This window comes from uncultured Campylobacter sp. (assembly GCF_938045405.1).
Lineage (GTDB): Bacteria > Campylobacterota > Campylobacteria > Campylobacterales > Campylobacteraceae > Campylobacter_B.
In genome coordinates this window covers 1-2573 of record NZ_CALIMW010000284.1, presented here as the reverse complement: position 1 = coordinate 2573, position 2573 = coordinate 1, and the positions used below count along the sequence as shown (strand labels likewise).

Sequence of the window (2573 nt, the reverse complement as noted above, 5' to 3'; positions counted from 1 at the left end):
TATCGGATCTTTGTCGTAATCTCTGGCTTTTTGTTTATTATAATTTTCCATTATTTCAAGCCCCTTTGTAAAATAGATCTAAATTTATAATAATTAATTTGATGAAAACCTTTTATAAACGTTGCCTGACTCTTTCTTCGCGACCTCTTCCCTCGTCATTTTATCCTCCTAGTTAGATAAACAAATAATCTTTCTTAACGTTATTTATGTTTACGCTTTTTCGTAAAAAATATTCTTTAATTTCATCATAAATTTTTTGATTATAGAGATAAACGAGATAATATCTTGGATAAACGGGTTTGTTCCTAAACCATCTGCCATATGAGGGGCGTGCGATCCTAATAAACGGCAGAGCCCTAAACCCTTTTAAATTCCTATTTACAAACAGATAAAGTATGAAATTTAATAAAAACCCGAATAAATATGTAAAGAATATCGCTATAAAAAATATATTCCACCATGTTACGCACATAAAAATAGCGATAAAGTACAAAAATATCTTTTCAGATTTTCCTATCTCATATAAACTTGCCAAAATTCCGATAGAGAAATTTAAAGATAAAGCGTTTTCATCAATTTCGCAGCGTTTTTCAACTAAGTCGTCGCTAATAAATTCTATATATTTGTTTGTGAATTTTATATCTTGTCTAGGGCGGATTACGGTAAATATGGATATTATAACCGTAGATAGTAAAATAATGAATAAAATAGCAAAATACTGAACTATGTCAATATCTTCATGATTTATACAATTTATAATCAAAAATGCATGTAGCGTAGAGATCGGCAATAATAGGACTAAAAACGAATATACAAAAAATTTTTCATAATTTTTGATTACTATCGGCTCTTTATCATAATCCCTTGCTTTAGAATTCTGCGGTAAGGCGCCGCTATCATCTGAGATAGAATTTTGCGGCTCTGCGTTATTTTCACAGGCAGAATTCTGAGCCGCTTCGGCTTCTAATTCGACTTTTAAATTTAAAGCGCCAGGATCGGAATTTATGGTTTCAGAATTTGAAGCTTCGGAATTTGAAGATTTATAATTCAGGGATTTAGAATTTAAGATTTCGGAATTCGGGGATTCAAAATTCAGGAATTCAGAATTCGAAGCTTCAAAATTTGAGGTTTCGGAATTTTCGGTTTCAGAATTCGGGACTTTAAAATTTTCGCCGTTAGAATTTTGTTCCAAGCCCCGCTTCGGCTCTTGATGCCGCTTTTGTAGTAGCCTTTTTAATTCCTCAAGCCTGCTTTGATCCATTTGCCGCCTTTAAATTTGATGGACGCGCCATTTTATAGCGCCGCCACTTAAAGCTCATAAATTTTACCGCTCGCCCGCTATGCGCCGTTTGATCAAAATTTAGCCTTCATATCTTTGCAGCGATTTTTTATATGTTTTCGCGGCAGCGCAGCCCGTGCTCAGATATACCTCAAACTCCTCACTAGTAAGCCTGCGCGGCTCATTCGCAAGCTTCGCCGCGCCCGCCGCGCCGCTTGGCGTATTTGCGTCCAGATTCGCTTCATTTATGATCTCGCCTCGTCGGATTCGGTTACTAAAGCTCGCTGCATGCGCTATTTGCGGCACACGCTTTAAAGAGAAGTTTAAATTTTGCGTTTGCAGATTTAAAATTTTACCCATGCATTTGCGCGGACCCGCGATAAAATCGCCGTTTTTTACAAGCGTGGCGACGGCAGAGCCGAGCTGGCCGCTGTCCGCCAAGCCGTGCAAGCCGCCTGCCGAGCCGGGTAAGCAGCCCGTTGAATCCGGTAAGCCGCCCGCCAAAAGCTCTGCGCCGCTTAGGACGCGCAGGCTTCGCACCAAAATCCCGCCGCCGCTTTGCGGGACGCTGCGAAACGAAATGTCAAAGCCGAAATTGTGAAAAAATATCTCGCCCGCCCGCGACGTGCGCTTGTAGGTGTTTCGATCCGCGCCCGTAAAATACGCCTCGATCTCCGCGAAGGCGAATTCCGCGCCACTTACGCAAAGCACATAGTTTTGCAGCAGATCGCGCATGAAATTTTCGATCTTTGCCTGCGCTCGCTCGGCGTCAAACTGCGCCCGCGGCGGATGGGCACCTAGCCCTGCTTGTGATGGGCGGACGTTAAATTTTAAGTGTGCTTTCTCGGCATTAAACAGCGGTTCGGCATTAAATTTTAAAATTTCAGCTTGCTGCCCGCCGCTAAAATATGCCTGTTCGCCGCAAAATTCCGCGCCATTTTTTGATTTTAAAAGCTCGCCGTCGCTCCCGTCTCTCGCGCTTCCTGTAAGTTTATGATTTTTTGAAGCGAGCTTTAAGCCCGCCGAAATTCCAAACTCCGCCGCGTCGATTTTTGAGAAAAATTTTTCTAAATTTTCATCGCCCAGCATTTTGCTCTTCCGTAGAATTTCCTTTGCGCTTCGTCATGTCCGCCTTGCTGCCCACAGTGTCAGATTTGCCGTTGTTTGCCTCGGCGCGCGTTAAATTTCCTCCGTCAGTCGCGTTCGTATCGCCTCGCGCTAAATTACCGCCGCCGCTCATCGTATTTGCTTCGCCGCCTTTAAAATTTGAAGCTTCCCAACGACCTAAACCTAA

The 2573-nt window shown here is 42.3% G+C and carries 3 protein-coding genes; all 3 read right to left on the bottom strand.

Annotation, left to right across the window (positions count from 1 at the left end; all coding sequences use genetic code 11):
* Positions 1-172 precede the first annotated feature (172 nt).
* Entirely contained in the window at positions 173-1261 is a 1089-nt protein-coding gene (locus Q0140_RS11630) for a hypothetical protein (protein ID WP_297964763.1), read from the bottom strand.
* A 99-nt stretch (positions 1262-1360) separates the two neighbouring features.
* Entirely contained in the window at positions 1361-2368 is a 1008-nt protein-coding gene (locus Q0140_RS11625; protein WP_297964762.1) for a hypothetical protein, read from the bottom strand.
* Positions 2355-2573: hypothetical protein (locus Q0140_RS11620; protein ID WP_297964760.1), on the bottom strand; the 219-nt coding region annotated here is incomplete at its 5' end. The genes Q0140_RS11620 and Q0140_RS11625, both read right to left, overlap by 14 nt.